Annotated in this window: 16 protein-coding genes; 7 read left to right on the forward strand and 9 right to left on the reverse strand. The window is 42.6% G+C overall.

What is annotated here, in order from left to right:
* Positions 1-11: 11 nt before the first annotated feature.
* Together L6C30_RS02220 and L6C30_RS02225 are read right to left on the reverse strand one after the other, a co-directional pair.
* Entirely contained in the window at positions 12-878 is an 867-nt protein-coding gene (locus L6C30_RS02220; RefSeq protein ID WP_019836716.1) for an NAD(P)-dependent oxidoreductase, read from the reverse strand.
* A 90-nt stretch (positions 879-968) separates the two neighbouring features.
* Entirely contained in the window at positions 969-1,754 is a 786-nt protein-coding gene (locus L6C30_RS02225; RefSeq protein ID WP_019836717.1) for a crotonase/enoyl-CoA hydratase family protein, read from the reverse strand.
* 323 nt (positions 1,755-2,077) lie between these two features.
* On the opposite strand from L6C30_RS02225, the gene L6C30_RS02230 reads away from it, so the two are divergent.
* The gene (locus tag L6C30_RS02230) at positions 2,078-3,136 is read left to right on the forward strand and encodes a transposase (RefSeq protein WP_230245378.1); all 1,059 of its coding nucleotides are present in this window, start codon (positions 2,078-2,080) and stop codon (positions 3,134-3,136) included.
* 20 nt (positions 3,137-3,156) lie between these two features.
* Here L6C30_RS02230 and L6C30_RS02235 read toward each other — a convergent pair whose 3' ends face one another.
* Positions 3,157-5,976, reverse strand: coding sequence for an ATP-binding protein (locus L6C30_RS02235; RefSeq protein WP_236162579.1), 2,820 nt, complete (start codon positions 5,974-5,976; stop codon positions 3,157-3,159).
* Between the two features lie 322 nt (positions 5,977-6,298).
* On the opposite strand from L6C30_RS02235, the gene cysM reads away from it, so the two are divergent.
* From cysM to L6C30_RS02260, 5 genes are all read left to right on the forward strand, one after another.
* Positions 6,299-7,228, forward strand: a complete 930-nt coding sequence (cysM, locus tag L6C30_RS02240; RefSeq protein ID WP_019836386.1) for a cysteine synthase CysM — start codon at positions 6,299-6,301, stop codon at positions 7,226-7,228.
* Positions 7,229-7,271: 43 nt separating this feature from the next.
* Complete coding sequence (locus L6C30_RS02245; RefSeq protein ID WP_230245376.1) at positions 7,272-8,147, forward strand: 3'-5' exonuclease; 876 nt, start codon at positions 7,272-7,274, stop codon at positions 8,145-8,147.
* A gap of 6 nt (positions 8,148-8,153) precedes the next feature.
* A complete protein-coding gene (gene rlmD, locus L6C30_RS02250; protein WP_019836388.1) occupies positions 8,154-9,545 on the forward strand; it encodes a 23S rRNA (uracil(1939)-C(5))-methyltransferase RlmD in 1,392 nt (463 codons plus the stop codon).
* Positions 9,546-9,574: 29 nt separating this feature from the next.
* On the forward strand, positions 9,575-11,881 hold the full coding sequence (locus tag L6C30_RS02255) for a bifunctional (p)ppGpp synthetase/guanosine-3',5'-bis(diphosphate) 3'-pyrophosphohydrolase (RefSeq protein WP_230245375.1): 2,307 nt from the start codon (positions 9,575-9,577) through the stop codon (positions 11,879-11,881).
* 110 nt (positions 11,882-11,991) lie between these two features.
* Complete coding sequence (locus L6C30_RS02260; protein WP_019836389.1) at positions 11,992-12,645, forward strand: 4'-phosphopantetheinyl transferase superfamily protein; 654 nt, start codon at positions 11,992-11,994, stop codon at positions 12,643-12,645.
* Positions 12,646-12,739: 94 nt separating this feature from the next.
* Here L6C30_RS02260 and secF read toward each other — a convergent pair whose 3' ends face one another.
* The 4 genes from secF to tgt all read right to left on the reverse strand — a co-directional run bounded on the left by secF (position 12,740) and on the right by tgt (position 17,235).
* Positions 12,740-13,717 carry a protein translocase subunit SecF gene (gene secF / locus L6C30_RS02265; RefSeq protein ID WP_171066635.1) on the reverse strand — a complete coding sequence of 326 codons (978 nt, stop codon included), beginning with the start codon at positions 13,715-13,717 and terminating at the stop codon, positions 12,740-12,742.
* Positions 13,718-13,725: 8 nt separating this feature from the next.
* On the reverse strand, positions 13,726-15,621 hold the full coding sequence (gene secD, locus L6C30_RS02270; RefSeq protein WP_019836391.1) for a protein translocase subunit SecD: 1,896 nt from the start codon (positions 15,619-15,621) through the stop codon (positions 13,726-13,728).
* Between the two features lie 51 nt (positions 15,622-15,672).
* Positions 15,673-16,002 (reverse strand): preprotein translocase subunit YajC, encoded by a 330-nt coding sequence (gene yajC, locus L6C30_RS02275; RefSeq protein WP_004974939.1) that lies wholly within the window; start codon positions 16,000-16,002, stop codon positions 15,673-15,675.
* A 102-nt stretch (positions 16,003-16,104) separates the two neighbouring features.
* Positions 16,105-17,235, reverse strand: coding sequence for a tRNA guanosine(34) transglycosylase Tgt (gene tgt, locus L6C30_RS02280; protein ID WP_019836392.1), 1,131 nt, complete (start codon positions 17,233-17,235; stop codon positions 16,105-16,107).
* Positions 17,236-17,601: 366 nt separating this feature from the next.
* On the opposite strand from tgt, the gene L6C30_RS02285 reads away from it, so the two are divergent.
* On the forward strand, positions 17,602-18,552 hold the full coding sequence (locus L6C30_RS02285) for a sensor domain-containing diguanylate cyclase (RefSeq protein ID WP_019836393.1): 951 nt from the start codon (positions 17,602-17,604) through the stop codon (positions 18,550-18,552).
* 61 nt (positions 18,553-18,613) lie between these two features.
* On the opposite strand, the gene L6C30_RS02290 is transcribed toward L6C30_RS02285, so the two are convergent.
* Both L6C30_RS02290 and L6C30_RS02295 read right to left on the reverse strand, forming a co-directional pair.
* Positions 18,614-19,180 carry a LemA family protein gene (locus tag L6C30_RS02290; protein ID WP_230245371.1) on the reverse strand — a complete coding sequence of 189 codons (567 nt, stop codon included), beginning with the start codon at positions 19,178-19,180 and terminating at the stop codon, positions 18,614-18,616.
* A gap of 23 nt (positions 19,181-19,203) precedes the next feature.
* Positions 19,204-20,232 (reverse strand): hypothetical protein, encoded by a 1,029-nt coding sequence (locus tag L6C30_RS02295; RefSeq protein ID WP_236162580.1) that lies wholly within the window; start codon positions 20,230-20,232, stop codon positions 19,204-19,206.
* Between the last annotated feature and the right edge of the window lie 13 nt (positions 20,233-20,245).

The following is a 20,245-nucleotide window of genomic DNA, read 5'->3' on the forward strand; positions in this document are numbered from 1 at the left end:
AATCAAGCCGATTAAGCTTCGACCTGATGGATAATGGTGGCTAAATCTGCTTCTGCAAAACCCTTGGCTTGATGAGCTTGCAGTTGCGAAAGGGCTTTTTCTGCCACAGGAATCTGTAGCTGAAATTGCGCTGCCAGTTGTAAGGCATTGTTTAAATCTTTAGATAGGGTTTGGACTTTCCATTGCACAGGCTCAAAACTGTGGGTTGCCATGCGTGGCGTTAAAATCTGAAACGGTTTCGAGTCGGCAAAACCACCTGCCAAAGCAGGTGCAAGTAAACGGGTGTCTACGCCTGCCTGTCCAGCTAAAGCAACGGCTTCGGCAATTAGGGTACTGTTGGCAGCAACAATCAGTTGGTTACAGATTTTAGTAGCTTGACCTGTGCCTGTTTCGCCCATACGAGTCACACGTTGTGACAGCACATGATAAATCGGGCTTAATTTTTCGATGGTGTTTGCATCCCCCCCTGCAAAAATCACCAAACTGCCTTGTTCGGCTCCCGCAGTGCCTCCCGAAACAGGTGAGTCAATCCATGTGACCTGTTTGAGGCTGGCTTGCTGCGCTAGCTTTTGGGTTTGATCTACAGACAAACTGGAAAAATCGACTATGACTTGTTGAGCAGTCAAAAATGGCTCAATCTGATCAAAAACGGCTTGGACAGCATGATCATCGGCAAGGCAACTCAAGATCACTGGATATTGTCCAATCTCGCTCAATTGTAGTGATTTCGCCCCTAAGCTGAGCACGGGTTCGCAAGCCGCAGGGCTACGATTCCAAACTGCGACCTCAAAACCTGCCTGAACTAAGCGGGTTGCCATGCGTGTCCCCATAAGTCCCATACCTAAAAAAGCGATTTTTGTGTCACGATCAAAATGCATAGCGCTGATTCTCCATTTTTGCCTACAGTACAAGTCTGGCTTGAAATGTCAATTTAGCCTTTGGTCAAAGTCTGTTGTGTCTGAACTGCATTAAAACTGACGCGGTGCAAAGGTCACTTCAGGATTCTTGTCCTTTTTACGTGCCAGTTGGCTATTTTTACCTAGCAATAATTTTAATTGCCAAATTTTTTCTAAACGTAAAGATTTATTGGGAGAATGTTCCATGGCATCCAGCACTTGTTTGGCTGCAGCCAGTGCATCTGGGGAGCGCTGTGCAATTTCTTCGGCAAGAGTTTGTGCCTTTTGCAAAGGTGTTGCATTTAAATGCGTGACCAAGCCAATTTCTTTGGCATAGTTGGCATCAAAAATACGTGCAGTTAAGGTCAGCTCTTTGGCAAGATCTAGGCCAATTAAACCTTTTAAAGAGCGGCTCAGCCCCATATCAGGCACTAAGCCCCAGCGGCTTTCCATAATCGACATTTGCGTGTCAGGATGAGCGATACGAATATCTGCAGCTAAAGCCAATTGCATTCCTGCGCCAAAACAATAACCTTCAATTGCAGCAATTACAGGTACAGGCAATTGTTGCCAAACGAGAAATGCTTTTTGAAACAGGCTTTGCCCAGGCTTAATTAACTCCCAAGCTGCAAATGCACGGTTTTGTGGGTTATTGAGGTCGGCCAAATCAATGCCTGCACTAAATACGTTTGCTTCCCCTGTTAAAATCACACAACGTAAGCTGCGGTCTTTTTTAAGCTTTTCTGCAGTGCGCACCAATTCTTTGAGTAGGGCAAAACTCATGGCATTGCGTTTGTCTGGGCGGTTCAGGGAAACTGTGGCGATGCCATTATTTTTTTCGATTCGAAGTAAAGTCATGATGTGAGCTCTTATTTTTACTGAGCAAAGCATAGCATGCACAGACCCAAGATAAATGACAGCAGAGTCACGGCCAAAACCGTGGGCTCAGCCTGAAAGAATTGATAAAATTATGTGATGTGCTTCGTGAAACTTATATTTTAAAATACCATTTTTATTTGGACGAAATGACATTCATCCTACTTTATCCACTGGAGCGTAAAACCTCGTGGTTCAGCACGAGAATATAAGCGACTAGAGTAAATCATATGAACGACACGAAATGTCGTTTTAAATACTTGTACTATAGTCACTATTAAGAAAAATACTGTTAAAATAATTAGATGAAGACACTCAAATTACGCATAAAAGACAAACATTGCAAGGTGCTAAATCAGTTAGCATCCGAAGTAAATTTTGTCTGGAATTATGTCAATGATTTGTGTTTTAAACATCTTCAAAGAAAACAACAATTCTTTTCAGCATACGACATTGCAAAATACACGAAAGGCACATCGAAAGAATGCAACTTGCACAGTCAAACTATTCAGGCAGTGACAGAAGAATTGGTCACAAGACGCAAGCAGTTCAAAAAAGCAAAACTAAAATGGCGTGTCAGTAATAAAAAATCAGCTAGACGTTCATTGGGTTGGATACCGTTTAAAAAGATTGCAATCAAATATGCTGATGGCTATGTTCAATATGGCAAGCATCAATTTAAACTATGGGATAGTTACAGATTAAGTAAATACAATATCAAAACAGGCTCATTCGTAGAAGATAGTCGTGGACGTTGGTATGTATGTCTTGTAGTTGATGCAGTCAAAATAGAAAAAAACAACGCTAAAACTTCAATCGGCATAGATTTAGGTTTAAAAGATTTAGCGACTTGTTCAGATGGCGTAAAACTTAAAGCCCCTCAAATCTATCGGCAATATGAACAAAAACTTGGTATTGCTCAACGTGCAAAAAATAAGAAACGTGTCAAAGCCATCCATGCCAAGATTAAAAATGTACGACAAAACATGCTGCATCAATTCAGCCGAAAACTGGTGAATGAACATGCAGCCATCTTCGTTGGCAATGTGAATGCCAAAGCATTAGCGCAGACCAAACTAGCCAAGTCTGTGTTAGATGCCAGTTGGACAACACTAAGAACCATGCTCAAGTATAAATGCGAGAACGCAGGGGTATGTTATGAAGAAGTCAATGAAGCCTATACCACCCAAATTTGTTCGTGCTGTGGCTCACGCTCCAGTAGTCCGAAAGGTAGAGCAGGACTTGGAATAAGAGAATGGCAGTGTGTGGAGTGCGGTACGCTCCATGATCGGGATGTAAATTCCGCACTGAATATTCTTGCGCTCGGACATGAGCGTCTAGCAGTAGGAATCTCCGTCCTTTAGGTCGGGGAGGATGTCAACCACTATGAACTCGTTGCTGTATGTTGAGCAAAAATATGTTCTGCTGCATGTTCCACCTGTTGGATACATGCTTTTAACTCCTGATAACGATTGAGTACTTCCTGCACAAACAGATCATCGGCTTTACGGCGTTCTTTACGCAATGTCGAAACAAACTGTTCAAATGAACCTGTTACTTCTTGCAGGTTTGGCGTGCCAACATAACGGGTTGCACCATACAGACGATGCAACACATGCTCGAGTTGCGGGAAATCTTCGAGTTCAATCAGCTGTTCAATTTCATGCAATTCTGTGGCAAAGCTATCTACCAACATTTTCAGCAAATCCACTGCAAGGTCTTCTTTGTTGGCTGCCAACATTAGGCTTTGTTGCCAATTCAACACCTGTGGGTCTAGCGCTTCAATCACAATGGCTTTATCGATTGCAGGTGGTTTATTAAAACTTTGCGTCGTCCAATGGGTTAAAATCTGGATGATCTGTTCAATCTGAATCGGTTTGGTGACATAGTCATCCATACCAACTTTGAGTAATTTTTGCTTTTCATCGGCAAGTGCATGTGCGGTGAGGGCAATAATAGGCAAGCGTTTGTGGTTTTCTAAAGTCGACTCTAATGAACGAATTGCGCGAGTGGTATCTATCCCTGACATCACAGGCATTTGAATATCCATAAAGATCAGGTCAAAGGGTTGCTGCTCCTGTTCAATACGCTGCTGCAAAATCCCCAACGCTTCCTGACCACTTTGCGCTTTGGTAGTGGTCACATTCAGTTCGCCCAACAAGGCTTCAAGTACAATCAGGTTGGGTAGATGGTCATCCACCGCTAAAACGTGCAGGCCTTTACCATCAAATGATGCAGAATCTTGTTCATCAAAACTGTTTTCATTGTTAAGTAAGTCAATTAATGCTGAACGACTGAGCGGTTGATACAAAGCCCGTGCACGATATTCATTTAATAGGCTTGGGTCTAGCGCCATTTGATAGCCATATACCGCCAAGTTGCCTTGATAACGGGTACGAATTTCTTTTAACAAGGCTTCGGTGTCGCCGCTATGGTCAACAATCAACCAAGTGTTGTCTTGCAGGTCGGATACATCTTTTAAGCGGCTAAATAAATCTAGAATTGAAGCGGCTTCAATATGTCGCACCGCATAATTTTCAAGATAATGACGCAAGATATTGGCTGTGGCAGGGTGCGCCAAATAGGACACTACCTGAATTTCTTTAAAAGTTGGATGCTGCTGAGCATGCGCTTCATCTACCGTAAACAAGGCAGTAAACCAGAAGGTCGAGCCTTTTTCGGTTGGGGCACGTTCCTGATTGTCTTCAAAGCCAATTTGACCTTGCATTAAATGAACCAACTGTTTGGAAATGGCCAAACCTAACCCTGTACCACCAAATTGACGCGTAACCGAAGTATCACCCTGAGAGAACGACTCAAACAGTTTTTTACGGTCTGTGCCGCTTAAACCAATGCCGCTATCCTGTACGCTAAAGTGAATCAGGCATTGTCCAATATCGTCATGTTCCACGCGCGCACGTACAATAATTTCACCATCGGGTGTGAATTTAATCGCATTGGAAATCAGGTTGGTTAAAATTTGTTTAAAGCGTAAAGCATCACCCAACACATGCTGTGGTACGTTGTCGGCAAAGTAAAAAGCCATGTTGATGTGCTTTTGCGCGGCCAACGGCGAGAGCATATCCATCACATCAAAAATGGCTTCTTCTAAATCAAAAGGCGCAGTATCCAGTTCCAGTTTACCGGCATCAATTTTGGAAAAATCCAAGACATCATTAATTAAAGCCAAAAGGTGTGCAGACGACTTACGAATGGTTTGTAAATACAAATTTTGCTCATTACTCAGGTTTTCCTGACGCAATAACAGGTGAATAAAACCATCTATACTGTTCAGCGGGGTTCTGAGTTCGTGACTGATATTGGCCAAAAATACCGATTTGGATTGGTTGGCAGAAATCGCTTGGTCACGTGCCTGACGATAAGTGATGTTCTGTACTTCCAAAGTATCGAGGGTGCGACGCAAGTCATCTTCGGTTTGTTCGGTATGTTCTTTGAGTTCTAAAAAGCTGAAATGCAGGCGTTTTACCACATTGGCAATATCCCGCTGCAATAAGCGTAATTCGCCAGTGCTGTTAATGACCATGTGTTGATCGAGTGTATCGGCATTTAGTCGTTGTAGTTGCATGCGAATTTCATACATGGGTGCAATCCAGCGACGTGAATAGAAGTTCAGACACAGCAATAACAGCAATAAAGTCAGTAAGCCTGTGGCAATTAATACAATCATGACCCGATAACGGGCTATTTGTAGCGGTTGATTGTCTAGTTCAATCAGCAACCATGCAGGTCGGTTGATGTCTTGCTGAATTTGCATGCCATACACATGATTGTTTTTATATTGAATTGGGCCAAAAAAATCGGCATTTTTAGGAAATTTGGGCCATTCGTCTTGATCTTGAAAGCCCATGCTTAAACGCCGTGTACCCGAAGCATCAATCAGTGCAGTACGAACCAAATGCTTTTCGTTCATCATATTTTGCATATAAGAACGAGCTTCTTCGTACTTCCACGGAAAGCTAGCCAGTTGATGCAAAGCTGCTTCAGATGGCAACTCAAAACGGGTCAAAATCGCAATTGCCATTTGTCGCTGCTGTGCTTTTGCGGCATTCGAGGTTTCGGATAAAACCAGCATTGTACCGACGCATGCCAAAATCATAATTGGCACAAAAATAAGTGCAATCAGCTGTCCATAAGCATGATTTAAATGTAAGCGCTTAAATAACTTTTTATTGATATTTGACATGGTTGACGCAGTTCAATCCCTATGTTTGGCAGTTTAGCATGCTTTATTTCTGCTGACTGTGTTTTCATCTGCTTCTGTGCTAGTGATGCCAATTTTCATGGATGCGTAGGCCAATTATAGAAGTTAAGTCGTGTGGATTTAAACGCTATTTGATGTGGATGAAGCAATAAAAAATAAGTCAAAGCAATGAGGGGCCGCAACGATGTAAAGGAATGCATAAATTCTCGGCAGACTCTTGTCGATTTGAGAAAAAGCCAGTGAAAAACGTGCAGGAAGGTGCATTTTTTCATACAATAAGCCCACCTTAATATTGGTACAGAGCATGCGTGATACCCAACCAGATTTCCAAAGTGATGAGTTTTTATTAGACCATTATGTGGGCAAAACCCCATTGGTGCGTTTGCAGCGTTTGGCTCAGCATACGCAGGCAACGGTTTTGGCAAAACTGGAAGGAAATAACCCTGCGGGTTCGGTCAAAGACCGTCCTGCCTATAACATGATTATGCAGGCAGAAAAACGCGGTGAAATTCGACCTGGCGATACTTTAATTGAAGCAACCAGTGGTAACACAGGCATTGCTTTGGCAATGGTAGCAGCCATGCGTGGTTATAAAATGCAGCTGATCATGCCTGATAATATGAGTCAGGAGCGTAAAGATGCTATGCGGGCTTATGGGGCAGAACTGATTGAAGTGACCAAAGCCCAAGGCATGGAAGGTGCACGTGATTTGGCTTTGCAAATGCAACGTGAAGGCAAAGGCTTGGTGCTGAATCAATTTGGTAATCCTGACAATGTGCAGGCACACTATCTGACTACAGGCCCTGAAATTTGGCAGCAAACGGGTGGAAAAATCACTCACTTTGTCAGCTCTATGGGTACCACAGGCACTATTATGGGCGTGTCTAAATATTTAAAAGAACAAAATCCAGATATTCAAATTATTGGTTTACAGCCTTCTGACGGTTCAAGCATTGCAGGTATCCGTCGCTGGCCTGAAGCCTATTTACCGACTATTTTTGACCGTAGCCGTGTTGATCGTATTATTGATATTCCGCAAATTGAAGCTGAAAAAACCATGCGCAGACTGGCACAAAAAGAAGGCATCAGTGCGGGAACATCTTCAGGTGGTGCGGTTTGGGCGGCATTAAAAATTGCTGAAGAAAATCCAGATGCAGTCATCGTGTGCATTATTTGTGACCGTGGTGACCGTTATTTATCGACAGGGTTATTCTCTGTTCAAGACCCTGAATAGCCGAAAAGCATTCATTTCTTTGTAGCTGACTGAGTGAAATCGTATGCGTTTACCTGTGCTGATTTTCGATATTGAAACCGTTACCGATTTGAAGTCAGGCGCGCATTTATATCAGCTGAATTTACCTGAGGCTGAGCTTGAACAGGCGTTGATGAAACTGCGTCGGCAAGAAGCGGGCACCGATTTTCAGCGTCTGCCTTTGCATGAAATAGTCTGCATTTCAGGCTTGTGGATTGATGAACACGGCATGAAACTGTTTTCATTTAGCCGAGAACAAGACAGTGAAGCAGCAATGCTGAAAAAGTTTTTGTCTATTTTTGATAAGCGTCATCCAACTTTGGTCAGTTGGAACGGTTCGCAGTTTGATTTGCCAGTGATTTTATTCCGTGCCATGTATCATGGGCTGTCTGCACCAAGTTTATTTGATCAGGGTGAGATTGATCAGCAAAAGCGCTATAACAATTATCAAAACCGTTACCATCAGCGTCATGTCGATTTAATGGATGTGATGGCCATGTTTAATGGTCGTCATTTTCAAAAGTTGGATGACATTGCCTATTTGTTAGGTTTTCCAGGTAAACGCGTAGATGCGGGCTATCATGTTCCTGCATTTATGCAAAGCGGTGAATGGTCGAGGCTGACGCGTTATTGTGAAGGCGATGTCTTAAATACTTGGCTCATTTACCTGCGTTGGCTGCTGCTCAAAGGGCAATTACTGCTTGAAGAGCATACTCAATGGGTACAGCACACCATTCATTATTTGCATACCCAGCCGCAGCATGCAGACTTTTTAAGCGTGTGGCAGCACAGTTCGCAGCAAACTGAATTTACCCGTACAGATTTTCCTGAAAAAAGTGTCAGCACGTCTTCAAATGAACCCGTGATGCCTTTTCAATCTTCCCCATCTTCCGATATTTAGACTGATATGAAGCATCGCAGTAAAAACCGTACCACGCAGCAGGCTGAGTATTGCTTTGATGTGGAATCGTTGTCACATGAAGGGCGAGGGATTGCACACTATACAGCTCAGTCGGGTCATCCTGCTGAAAAGCACGGTAAAACGGTGTTTATTGAAGGAGCTTTGCCCGGTGAAACTGTACGCGCCAAAATTACTCAAAGTAACAAGCGTTTAGAACAAGCCGAATGTTTAGAAGTACTAGGTGAGCCGTCAGCTTTGCGGGTAGCTCCGCCATGTCCGCATTATCAACAATGTGGTGGTTGCAGCATGCAGCATATTCAGGTGGATGAGCAGATTCGATTAAAGCAACAAGTGTTGCAGTCACACTTGCAGCACTTTGCGCAGGTGCAGCCTGAAGAGTGGCTTGCGCCATTACGTTCAAAACGTGAAGATTATCGTCGTAAAGCACGTGTTGGTGTGCGTTATTTGCCCAATCAAGATAAATTGGTGGTCGGTTTTCGTGAGCGCAACAGCAACAAACTGACCAGCATTGATCGTTGCTTGGTGCTTGATCAGGCTTTTGGTTCTTTGACTTGTCTTAAGCAGCTACTCCAAAGTCTAACAGGCAAAGCCCATATTGGTCATATAGAATTGGCCATGGGAGATCAAGAGATTGCTTTGGTGGTACGGCATACAGAAAAATTATCTGCAGCCGATGTCAACCAATTACAACAATTTGCGTTACAGAAACATTGGCAATTGTATTTGCAACCTGAAGGCCCAGACAGTTTACATCGGGTTGATGATCCATACGCGCCTATGCGTTTGCATTATCGTTTAGATGATTTTGATGTAGATTTTGGCTTTCATCCGCAAGACTTTACTCAGGTTAATTCAACCATTAACCCACAGATGGTGAAGCTGGCATGCGATTTGCTTGAGTTAAAATCAGGTGATCGGGTGCTTGATCTGTTTTGTGGATTGGGCAACTTTTCTTTACCACTGGCGCGCTGCGTTGGTGCGACAGGATCAGTGGTTGCAGTTGAAGGTTCTGAGCAGATGGTGCAGCGTGGTGCAGAAAATGCACAGCGCAATGATTTAGATCATGTTAGGTTTTATTCACAAGATTTAACAAAAGATTTTTCGCATCATTCTTGGGCAAATCAAGGATTTGAGGCATTATTAATTGACCCTCCGCGCTCAGGTGCAGAGGAGGTGATGCATTATGTGCCCAAATTTGGTGCAGATAGAATCGTTTATGTGTCGTGTAATCCAGCCACACTCGCAAGGGATGCAGGTGTATTGGTCAAGCAGGGCTATCAATTGAAAAAAGCAGGTGTGATGGACATGTTTACCCATACGGGTCACGTTGAATCCATTGCCTTGTTTCAGAAAGAAAAGCAAATAAACGATTTATAATATGAAGTACATAGAGGTAGGAGAAGGGTATGGTCACAGTACGTGAACAACTTCCTGGGCGTTTAAATGAACTGTCTGAGGAAACGACTGTAGAACATGCCGAGCAAGCCCGACAGGATTTAGCAGAATGGCTAGACCGAGTACGCGGGATTTACGATGGGGCGGCACTTGAACAATTAGAACGCGTTGCCCATTACAACCTAAAAAAAGAGTTAGAAACAGACGTTAGTCATCCATCGCATACCTTGTATACAGGTATTGAGATGGCGAATATTTTGGCGCACTTACATGTCGATGAAGATACTTTGTCTGCAGCGGTGCTCTATCGTAGTGTGCGTGAAAATGTCCTACAGTTAGATGATGTGCGTGAAAAATTTGGTGAAGCAGTGTACGGCTTGATCAAAGGCACCTTGTCGATGGGTAAGTTGTCTGAACTGATTGAGAAAAATAAGCGTTTAGAAGACCACTTTAATAATAACCAGCGTGAACATTTAACAGGCATTTATAAAATGCTGATTTCCATGACAGAAGATGTGCGCGTGGTGTTAATTAAACTGGCAGAACGTACTTATTCATTACGTGAGTTGGCAACTGCTTCCAAAGAACGTCAGGAGCGTGTGGCGCGGGAAATTTTAACCATTTACTCGCCATTGGCACACCGTTTAGGGATTGCCCAACTGAAATGGGAACTCGAAGATTTAGCATTCCGTTATTTGGCACCAGACCGTTATAAAGAAATTGCAACATTGCTGAATGAAAAGCGTTTAGAACGTGAAAATTACATTCAAAGCGTAATTGAGCAATTGCGTACAGAGCTAGGCAATAACGGGATTCATGCCGAAATTAGTGGACGGGTGAAACATATTTATTCGATTTATCGAAAAATGAAGAGTAAAAGCCTCAGCTTTGACCAGCTCTATGACATTCGTGCTGTACGTGTTTTGGTGAAAACCATTCCAGAGTGCTATCACTCGTTGGGTATCGTACATCAATTGTGGCGGCATATTCCGCACCAGTTTGATGATTACATTACCAATCCAAAAGCCAATGGTTATCGCTCATTGCATACTGCAGTGATTGCAGAAAACAAGTCGCTTGAAGTGCAAATTCGTACTTTGGATATGCACGAAGAAGCCGAGCTGGGGGTATGTTCGCACTTCAATTATAAAGAAGGTTCTAAAACCACAGACCACTCGTTCAATCATCGTTTACATTCTTTGCGTTCTGTTTTAGAGCACTATCAGGAACGTAACGATGCCAGTGCACATAAAGAAGATGATGATTCTGAAAACTTTGAACAAATCCAAGAGTTTGAAGATTTTGAAAAAATTTATGTATTCAGCCGTGATGGTGATATTAAAGAATTACCTCGTGGCTCAACAGTGCTGGACTTTGCCTATCATGTGCATACCGAAGTGGGTAACAAATGTTATGCTGCGCGGGTCAATCAGCGCTATGTACCGCTCACCTATAGCTTAAAAACAGGGGAGCAGGTCGAGATTTTGACCAAAAAAGACCGTGAACCGAACCGTGATTGGTTGGTAAACTCTTTAGGATATATTAAAACGGCACGTGCGCGCGATAAACTGCGTCATTGGTTTAGACAGCAGGACCGCAGTAAAAATCTAGAAGTAGGGCGTGAAGTACTCAACAAAGAGCTTTCTCGTTTGGCGATTCATCCAAAAAGTATTGATCTAAATGATTATTGCAATCACTTTAATGTCAAAACTGGTGAAGATATTCTGATTGGTTTGGTTAATGGTGATATTAGCCTGCATGCTTTAATTAATCAGGTCAATCGTCACATGCACTTAGATCAGGATGAACCTGAACTGGTGTTGAAGCCGACTTTGAATCCACGAGCCAGCCATACCTTATCGGCACATGGTATTTTGATTGATGGTTTGGATAACGTTGAACTGCATATCGCACAATGCTGTCAGCCCGTGCATGGTGAGGCGATTGCGGGGTATATCACTCTCAATCGTGGCGTGAGTATTCATAAAGTAGCGTGTTCAGACTATGTGCGCATGATTGGCAATGGACCTGAACGTGCAGTCGAAGCTGACTGGGAAATGCAGCCAACCCGTGGTCAAAGCGTGCAGATTGTGGTGGAAGCCTACGACCGCCGTGGTTTGCTCAAAGACTTAACTCAAGTGATTTTTGCCGATCAAATTAACATTCGTCAGGTGAATACTATTTCTGAAAATGATGGAATTGCCAATATGAAATTGTTGATTGAGGTCAAAGGCTTGGCGCAACTTTCTCGTCTGTTGGCACGTTTGGAGCAGCAACCTGGTATTATCAGTGCACGCCGTTTGGTGCAGGGGAGTTAATCAAAATCACTTCTAAAAAAACCAGCATTGAGCTGGTTTTTTTCTATATGGCTTGGGGTGTAAATTTCAATTTGCTGTGGGTTAAAGCGAAAGGATTAGGTATATTCAGGATGGGTAAAACAGCTAAAAAAATTCATATAGATGTGTGCCGTATTCATAAAATTTTTGTTCCTGCTGCAACAGATTCACGAACAGAACAAATTCAGCAGCTAAAGCAGGCGATTTACCGTTATCGGAATCAATTGCTCTCAAAATATTTAGCACAGAATATTCAAAATAGTGATATTCAGCGCAATGTGCATGGCAAACCATTTTTGATGACATTCCCTCAATTGCAATTTAACCATAGTCATAGCCGCCAACATTATGCATTGGCAAGCAGTTTTGAGTTGTCAGATGTTGGGATAGACATTGAAGATTTAGACCGTAAGGTGCGTTTTGATGCCTTGGCGCAACATGCGTTTCATCCCAACGAACTCAAATACTGGCAAGATTTGGAACATGACGCCGATTATTGGTTTCGTGTCTGGACAACCAAAGAGGCGGTGCTGAAAGCATCGGGGTTGGGGATTCGTTTAAGCCTAAATGAGTTAGATACCCGGATGCATCCCAGTGCACAGGGCGGTCTTTGTCATCATCCACAGATTGGACATTTTGCTTATCAAAACTTTCGTTTACCAGATTGTATGCTGACTGTAGCATGGCGAGCTGCACCCTCCTGCGCAGGCTTTCAGTTTCCACAGATTGATATTATTCGGCATTAGCATCGCAATATCAGAGCAAATGTCGCAACGTCTAGCCACAAAAAAGCCTATCCAAAGATAGGCTTTTTTTTTTGTTGGTGTCAGTAGAAATATATTAAGGAATTTCTTGCTCTTCACCCTCAAATTCTGGTTTAACTTGAACAATGAAGTCCTGACGGTTCAAACCGCGCCATAAGGCAAAGGCTGTACCAATGTAAATAGATGAATATGTTCCGACAAATACACCGACAAACATGGCAATCGAGAACCATTTCAGACCATCACCGCCCATGAGCATCATTGCGACTACAACCAATAATAAGGTCATAGAGGTGTGAATGGTACGACGTAAAGTTTCTGTCAGTGCAATGTTCACCACTTCAAGCGGTGTTGCACCACGGATTTTACGGAAGTTTTCACGAATACGGTCAGATACAACAATGTTATCGTTAAGTGAGAAGCCAATAATTGCCAATAACGCTGCCAATACAGTCAGGTCAAATGGCCATTGCATCATGGCAAAAATACCCAGTGTCACAATAATATCGTGGAACAATGACAGTACCGCACCCATTGCCAGTTTGAATTCAAAGCGAATGGTGACGTAAACCAGCATCAATAATAGCGCTAAAGCGACAGCGCCTGCAGAACGGACATATAGCTCATTACCGACTTGACCACCCACCACATCTACCTTTGGCACAGTTGCTGTGTTATTTGGTAGTTGTACTGCAGCAGTAATTGCTTTGGTTAGGTCTTCGGCTTCTACATCGTCTTGCACAGGCATACGCACCATGAGGTCGCGGTCAGAGCCCAGTGTTTGTACCACAGGGTCATTGAAGCCTGCTTTGACCAATGCGTTAGAAACATCGGTGGCTTTAACAGGGTTGCTATAGTTAAGTTCTGCCGCAATACCGCCAGTAAAGTCCAAACCTAAATTTAAACCTTTAGTGGCAATAAAGAAGATGCTAGCAACCGTAAGTAGAATAGAAAGCAATGCCGCTGGCAAAGCAATCTTCATAAACGGAATCACGCGCTCATCATCAGGGCGACCGTATTTTTTTGAAGGCAGTTGAGTATTCTCAGTCATCAGTGATCTCCTTAAATGCTCAACTTTTTCAAGTTACGTTTTTTGCCATAAATGATTTGTACAATTGCACGGGTGACTGTAATAGCAGTAAACATCGAGCAGACAATACCAATCATGAGCGTCACAGCAAAGCCTTTGATTGGGCCTGTACCAATCGCAAACAGAATGAATGCCACCAAGAATGTGGTTAAGTTCGAATCAAAAATAGTGTTATACGCTCGGTCATAACCTGCCACAATGGCTTGTTTTGGCGAGGCGCCCCACTTAATTTCTTCTCGTATTCGCTCACAAATCAAGACGTTGGCATCCACCGCCATACCAATAGTGATCACGATACCCGCAATACCTGGTAAGGTGAGTGAAGCACCAATCCAAGACATGACGGTTAAAATCATGGCTAAGTTAAACACTAAAGCGAAGTTGGCAATCAAACCAAACAGGCGGAAGAACACCACCATCCAGATTGCCACCAAAATGAAGCCAATTTGAGTCGACAATACACCTTTATCAATGTTTTCTTGACCCAAGCTAGGACCAATCACACGTTCTTCGACAAAGTACATTGGCGCTGCCAAGGCACCTGCACGAAGCATTAAGGCTAATTCAGAGGCTTCTTGTGGAGAATCTAGACCTGTAATACGGAACTGTGAACCCAATACCGCCTGAATGGTTGCAGCATTAATGACGACAGATTCGGTGTAAGGGGTACGCACTTCAGTTTGTGTACCATTTTCATCGGTCACATAGCTAATGCGTTGTTTGTTTTCAATAAACAATACCGCCATACGTTTACCCACAGCGTTACGTGTTGCATCTGCCATGAGCTTGCCGCCCGCAGCATCTAGGGTAATGTTAACTTCTGCACCGCCTGTATCTTGGCTAAAGCCACTTGACGCATTTTGAACACGTTCGCCCGTTAAAATACGGCTACGGTTCAATAATAATTGGCGCCCACTGTCTAATGATTCAAAGGCAAAAGCTTCTGTGCCAGGTGGTACTGGACCTGTAACCTGACCTGTGTATGGATCAATATATTGATCATTTAAGTCAGACACCAAGCGGAATTCAAGGTTCGCAGTTCGACCGAGTACACGCTTTGCTTCAGCTGTATCTTGTACGCCTGGCAATTCCACTACAATACGGTTACTACCTTGGGTTTGTACCAAAGCCTCAGCTACACCTAACTCGTTAATACGGTTACGTAAAGTAGTTAAGTTTTGATTGACTGCATACGACTGAATTTCCTGTTTGCGAACATCGGTATAGTTCAAACGTAAGCTAGAGCCTTCTGTGGTGGCTACAGCTTGCTGCGTGTACTCATTGCCATTACGGCGCAAGAAATCCATCACCGCATCACGGTCTGCATTATTGGCGAACTGTAGGGTGATCGTGTTGTTATTCAGCGAAAGGCTATTAAATTTCAGCTTGTTGTCACGCAATTGACGGCGTAAATCTGTGGCTGAAGTTTCCATACGTTGGCTGATGGCCTTGTCCATATCCACTTCTAATAAGAAGTGCACACCACCACGTAAGTCCAGACCGAGCTTCATTGGTTTTGCACCAATTTTTTGTAGCCATTCGGGTGTGGTTGGCGCAAGGTTCAGCGCTACGACATAGTCATCACCTAAACCGCGACGTAAAGCTTCTTTAGCTTTGAGCTGCGCTTCTGAGGTGTCTAAACGCAACAATGCGGCATTGTTGGTAAAGCTGTTGTCATGACTGGCAATATTTTCTGATTGTAAAATTTGCTCTGCTTTTTGTATGATGCTTTGATCAATTTGGGTACCAGCTTTGGCACCTGAAATTTGAACAGCAGGTTCATCTGGATACAAGCTAGGCAGGGCATATAATGTACTCACCACAAGAACAACGAGGATGAGCAGATATTTCCATGCTGGGTAACGCATTTATTTTCTTCTTAAAATGAAAGAGTCGTGCGTGAGCACGACTCTTTTTGATTAGAGGTTGTTTAATGTGCCTTCAGGAAGAACTGAAATGACACTCGCGCGTTGTACTTTTACTTCTACACCACGGTTCAGCTCTACCACTGCAAAATCACCTTCAATTTTAGTGATTTTACCCATAAGACCACCTGCGAATACCACTTCACTGCCTACGCCTAAGCTTTCAATTAGTGTGCGATGTTCTTTGGCACGCTTTGATTGTGGACGCCAAATCAGGAAGTAGAAAATTGCAATAAATACTGCAATCATTAAAAGATTTGCCACAAGGCTTGGTTGTTGTGCAGCTTCACCTGCTGCGTGAGCGGTCGAAATAAAAAGGCTCATTTCATTTTCCTAAACTAAAAACTGGCGATCAGTGATCTGATAATAAATGGGTTTGTTCTGCAATTTACCTTGTCTTTTTACTCAGCGCAAATACTGAAAAGACTAATCTTCAGGACAAGGTGGTACTTCTAGGCCACGGCGGGCATAAAAGTCCTGCACAAATTCATGGAAAGTGCCGTTATCTAAGGCATTGCGAATATCTTGGGTAAAGCGTTGGTAATAACGTAAGTTGTGAATCGTGCCCAACATTGAACCCAACATTTCGCCACATTTTTCTAAATGGAACAAATAGGCACGGGTGAAATTCTGGCAAGTATAGCAATCACAATGCGGATCGAGCGGGCTTTGGTCATGACGATACTTACTGTTACGAATACGCACTAAGCCATCGGTGACAAAGTAATGACCATTACGCGCATTGCGGGTTGGCATTACGCAATCGAACATATCCACACCACGACGAATTGCTTCAACAATGTCTTCTGGCTTGCCCACGCCCATCAAATAACGTGGTTTATCTTCTGGCATTTTAGCGGGTAAATAATCCAGGACTTTGATCATTTCTTCTTTCGGTTCACCCACCGAAAGACCACCAATGGCATAACCATCAAAACCTATTTCAAGTAAGCCGTTTAAAGATTCGTCACGTAAATCTTCATACATACCACCTTGAATAATCCCGAACAGTGCGTTGCTGTTTTGTAGTTCATCATGGTGATGGGTTTTACAGCGTTTTGCCCAACGTAAAGATAATTGCAACGATTTTTGTGCTTCTTCATGCGTTGCAGGATAAGGCGTACATTCGTCAAAAATCATCACGATGTCAGAGTTTAAGGTTTTTTGAATTTCCATCGAGATTTCAGGCGAAAGAAAAACCTTTGAGCCATCAATAGGCGAGCGGAAGGTCACACCTTCTTCTTTAATTTTACGCATTGCGCCTAAGCTAAACACCTGAAAGCCACCAGAGTCAGTCAAAATAGGCTTATCCCATTTGATGAATTCGTGTAGACCGCCGTGTTGCTGAATCACTTCAAGTCCTGGACGCAAATATAAATGGAAGGTATTGCCTAAAATAATCTGTGCCTGAATTTCTTCGATATCACGTGGCAGCATGCCTTTGACTGTGCCATACGTTCCGACAGGCATAAACACAGGAGTTTCTACTACACCATGAGCAAGCGTTAAACGACCACGACGGGCACGCCCCGACTGACCTAATTTCTCAAACTTCATATATGTTCCAAATCAAGGCGAAAAAACAGTTCGCTGATTGTTCATGCTAAAAGTGCACTATTTTCCTAGATTCTGCACGGAATTGCCAGTTGAGATACGTTTTCCTTGGTAAAAATTACGAGTAAATATTTTGCTCAAATCCATTGCGTTGACATGGCGTTAAATTGCTGAATATGCGGGTAATTTATTCTTTATCGGCTTACTCTTTATTTTGGATTTTATATTTTGAGCAAGTTTCTTTATTTTTGCTCAACTACATGGTTGTATCAAAGCTGAAGAAGAAAATGTCAATAAGACAGAACAAATTGTAGTCAAAGCTCACTTAAGTTGTTACATTGTAATTAAAATAAATTCATAGGGTAGGCTATGAGTGAAATAAACAGTGCATTAAAAGAAGACCAATTCTATAAAACGCTTTTGGAAACCACGAATGCAATTCCGTGGCAGATTAACTGGAAAACCAAAGCTTTTAGCTACATCGGTCCACAAATTGAGTCTTTACTGGGTTGGACGCAAGACAGTTGGAAAACTGCACAAGATTGGATTGATCGGATGCATTCTGAAGATCGAGACAAGACCGTAAATATGTGTGTGAGTTTGTCTGATCAAGGTACAGACCACGAAGCTGATTATCGTGCCTTAACCGCTACAGGAGATTATGTCTGGATTCGTGATGTGGTGCATGTGATTCGTGAAAATAACGAAACTGTGGCGATTATTGGGTTTATGTTTGATATTTCTGCACGTAAACAGATGGAGTTGGAACTTGAAGCGCTGAGTCGTAAAAATCTGGCTTTGAGCTTACAAGACCCGCTGACCTTGGTTGCTAATCGAAAGGCGCTCAGCGAGTGTATAGAGAATGAATTTAAACGTGCTTCACGTCATCAACATGACTTGTCTATGCTGTTTATCGACATCGACCATTTTAAGCCTTATAACGACAATTATGGGCATTTACAGGGTGATCACTGTTTGATTAGCGTGGCGCAGTTGCTTAAACAACACTTTGCGCGTGCATCTGACTTTGTGGCTCGCTTTGGTGGTGAAGAATTTGTGGTGCTATTGCCTGAAACGCCGCTGGCAGATGCCGTGCAACTTGCTGAAAACTTTAGGCAGGCAGTATATGCACTGGAAATTCCACATACCAAGACTGGGGAAATCACCCAAGTCACTGTGAGTATTGGCGCAAATAGCTATCATCAAAATCAGCAGTATCACAATGTGGTCGATTTTCTGCACTCAGCCGATGAATTATTGTATTTGGCAAAAAATAAGGGGCGTAATCAGGTGCAGTATCTGACACAGTCAAGTGTTTAGTTGAAATCTGAAAAAACAGCAAGCTTCGTGCTTGCTGTTTTATTGACCTATCAAAAATAACTTAAAAGTTTGGACGATAATCAAAACTTTGCGCTGCACTGTTATCACGAAAAGCGCGCACTGGTTTTTTGGCTATGGTTGCAGTATTGATCATGTTGTTAGGAAAAACCTGTATATAATTATTAAATAGTTCAACATTGCGGTTATAAATTGTAATTGCAGCACCGACATTTTCATTCTGCTCATCAATTTCATGCATCATTTTTAAGTACAGTTGATCGGCTTTTAACTCAGGATAATTTTCGACCACCACATTCAAGCTGCGCATCAATTCTTTGCTTAAGGCTTCAACACGTTGTAATTGATGAACATCGGCATTGTTGATGTTTAGGTTCATAATATTTTGACGCAGTTCAGTCACTTTTTCTAAAGTGCCTTTTTCCATGCCTGCATATTGTTCGACCACTGGCGCAAGTTCTTCCAAGGTTTTTAATTTTTGACGCTCAAAACTGGTGACATCTGCCCATGCACGAATGGTGGCATTGAAATGACGCACGATATTGTTTCGAATCGTTATAACAATCAAGATGATAGCAATAACGACCAAAAGAAAAATTGCGATGCCCATAGTGTTGCCCCAAGACCATTTTCTTATTCAAGAAAATCAACTAAATCGGTTTGTAATTGTTCCAAATAAGGTAATTTAAAAGTGCGTAAGTGTCCACGTAATGCTGAAATATCTTGAATATTTTTTGCTTTACTGGAAATTTCAAACAGATTTTTGTTGCCTAAAAAACATAAGGTGTGTCGTTCAGGGTGAAACAATAAATCGCCTTGCTGCTGCTGGAAAAAATCATCCAGTTTTAACACCAGAGCAGGGCTGAGTGTGCGCGCCATTTGAATCGCATCACTACCAAAGAAATTGAGTTTTTGATTCATTCGAATGTCACTGGTATGCCACGGCACATGGTAGGGTGCACCAAAGGTTTTTTTATTGGTACTAATGGCTAAACCTTGAATTTTCACATCAAAGACAAAGACACCCGATAAATAGCGCACCACTTCTTTGACTTTATAATCATTGCCATTTTTGTCTTTAATGCGTATTTCACTGACATAGCGATATTCAAAAAGCAAAACCTGATGTTGTTTGCCCTGTTGATCAAGCCAAACGGTACTGGCATAGCGGGTAATGTCATTGGAAAGATTACCCAAATGAAATAAGGGGAACATCGCTTTTAAATGGGCAATAAAGTAAATGGGTTGTAATGTTTTGGCTAGGTGCTGCGGTGGTTGCTGCCATGCCAGTTGATAGCGCTGTGCAATGCTTTCTTGTTCTAAAAAGGTGATGACTTCTTCAATCGGGTCGTCTTGCTCATAGGTAATAAATGCCCAAAAAATACAGACTACACCAATCAGTAAACAAAATTGCAGCCAAATATTGCTCGGTTGAATCAAGAGCAATAAGCAGAACAACACCCCCATAATACCAAGCAAAATAGGCAAAACATTTTCAAACTTGAGGGTAATGTCATCTTGCCAAGGGTGCAAACCATCCAAAATTTCTTGATGGCTTTGCGCTTTTTTTCCTATATCCCATAACCGAGCGATATTGCGAAATACCCGCTGATTCTTCTTACGTCGAATATGAATGGAGTGTTTCACGGTATCGAGCGGCATGGCGATATCTTTT

Origin of the sequence: Acinetobacter sp. KAM396 (assembly GCF_021602765.1) — a bacterium.
In the GTDB taxonomy this organism is placed as follows: Bacteria; Pseudomonadota; Gammaproteobacteria; order Pseudomonadales; family Moraxellaceae; genus Acinetobacter; species Acinetobacter towneri_A.